Source organism: Corynebacterium tuberculostearicum (genome assembly GCF_022347385.1).
Classification (GTDB): Bacteria; Actinomycetota; Actinomycetes; order Mycobacteriales; family Mycobacteriaceae; genus Corynebacterium; species Corynebacterium tuberculostearicum_M.
The window spans coordinates 1-2,207 of sequence record NZ_JAKRDT010000044.1; the positions used below are offsets into that span (position 1 = coordinate 1).

The window sequence follows — 2,207 nt, forward strand, 5'->3', positions numbered from 1 at the left end:
GCGCTTTGTGACACACGTTGTCCGTGCACAGTGAAAAGTAATTGTTGTTTGTATGTTGGTGCATTGTTGGGTGTCTGGGGCATTATCCCCTTTTTTGTGTGCCTGACCATTATTCTTGTTGACACTGTGTGTGTTGGCTGGGTGTGGTTGGGGTGTTGTGTGAGAACTGTATAGTGGACGCGAGCATTAAACACGCACGGATGGATTGCTTTTGTGGTTTGTTTGTGTGTGTTTGTGTGATTTCTTTTTTCTTTAATCAATTTTTTGTCAAGTTCACTTGTGTGGCCACTGCATGATTTTTTGTTGTGTGGTGGTTTGTGTGTTCGTTATTAAGGGCGCATGGTGGATGCCTTGGCATGCTGAGCCGATGAAGGACGTGAAAGGCTGCGTTAAGCCTCGGGGAGTTGTCAATTGAGCGTTGATCCGAGGATGTCCGAATGGGGAAACCTGGCCCTGGTTATGTGGGGTTACCCTTCAGTGAATTCATAGCTGTTGTGGGGGTTTACGCGGGGAAGTGAAACATCTCAGTACCCGTAGGAGGAGAAAATAATAATGATTCTGCTAGTAGTGGCGAACGAACGTGGATGAGGCTAAACCGTGTGCATGTGATACCTGGTAGGGGTTGTGTGTGCGGTGTTGTGGGCCCCAATTGGCGGTGACTACCATCATCGTGCTCGTGTGTTGTTGTTAGGTGAAGTGGTTTGGAATGGCCTGCCGGAGAAGGTGAGAGTCCTGTAGTTGAAGACAATGGCATGTGGGTTGTTGGGTTGCCCGAGTAGCAGCGGGCTCGTGGAATCTGCTGTGAATCTGCCGGGACCACCCGGTAAGCCTAAATACTCAGTGTGACCGATAGTGTATGAGTACCGTGAGGGAATGGTGAAAAGTACCCCGGGAGGGGAGTGAAATAGTTCCTGAAACCATGTGCTTACAATCCGTCAGAGCACCGTGTGTGTGTGTGATGGCGTGCCTTTTGAAGAATGAGCCTGCGAGTCAGCGGCATGTCGCGAGGTTAACCCGTGTGGGGTAGCCGTAGGGAAACCGAATCCTAATGGGGTGTATAGTGGCATGTCCTGGACCCGAAGCGGGGTGATCTACCCATGGCCAGTGTGAAGCAGCTGTAAGAGGTTGTGGAGGCGCGAACCCACGTAGGTTGAAAACTGCGGGGATGAGCTGTGGGTAGGGGTGAAAGGCCAATCAAACTCCGTGATAGCTGGTTCTCCCCGAAATGCATTTAGGTGCAGCGTCGTATTATAGCTTGGTGGAGGTAGAGCGACTGGTTGGTTGAGCGGGACTACAATCTTAGCAATGTCAGCCAAACTCCGAATGCCACTAATTGTGTTGTACGGCAGTGAGACTGTGGGGGATAAGCTTCATAGTCGAGAGGGAAACAGCCCAGATCGCCGGTTAAGGCCCCTAAGGGTGTACTAAGTGGAAAAGGATGTGGGATCGCGAAGACAGCCAGGAGGTTGGCTTAGAAGCAGCCATCCTTGAAAGAGTGCGTAATAGCTCACTGGTCGAGTGGTTCTGCGCCGACAATGTAGTGGGGCTCAAGTACACCGCCGAAGCCGCGGCAAACATTTTGTTTGGGTAGGGGAGCGTCGTGCATGGGTGGAAGCGTTACCGTAAGGAGGCGTGGACTGTGTGCGAGTGAGAATGCAGGCATGAGTAACGAATTGATAGGTGAGAATCCTATCCGCCGGATGACTAAGGGTTCCTGGGTCAAGTTCGTCTTCCCAGGGTGAGTCGGGACCTAAGGCGAGGCCGACAGGCGTAGTCGATGGATAACCAGTTGATATTCTGGTACCCGTACATGCGCGCCCATGATAAAGCACTGATACTAACCACCGCGGATGCACTGCTAGTCTTCTTTGAAGATTGGTGGTGTTGATGTCGTGGGGCCTGATGTGTGGTTCAAGTGATGGGGTGACGCAGTGAGGTAGCCACGCCACTTATTGGATTGGTGGTGTAAGCGTGTAGATCGTGTGGTAGGTAAATCCGCCACACATATGGTTGAGACGTGATGCGTAGACCCAATGGGGTTGATGGTGGTGATCCTGTACTGTCGAGAAAAGCCTCTAGCGATGTGTGTGTATGGCCCGTACCCTAAACCGACACAGGTAGTCAGGTTGAAAATACTAAGGCGTTCGGGTGAACTGTGGTTAAGGAATTCGGCAAAATGCCCCCGTAACTTCGGGAGAAGGGGGGCC

General features: G+C 51.7%; 1 rRNA gene. It reads left to right on the top strand.

Features of this window, described 5'->3' with window-relative positions:
- Nucleotides 1-319 precede the first annotated feature (319 nt).
- A 23S ribosomal RNA gene (locus MHK00_RS11785) occupies nucleotides 320-2,207 on the top strand; the annotation flags it as partial.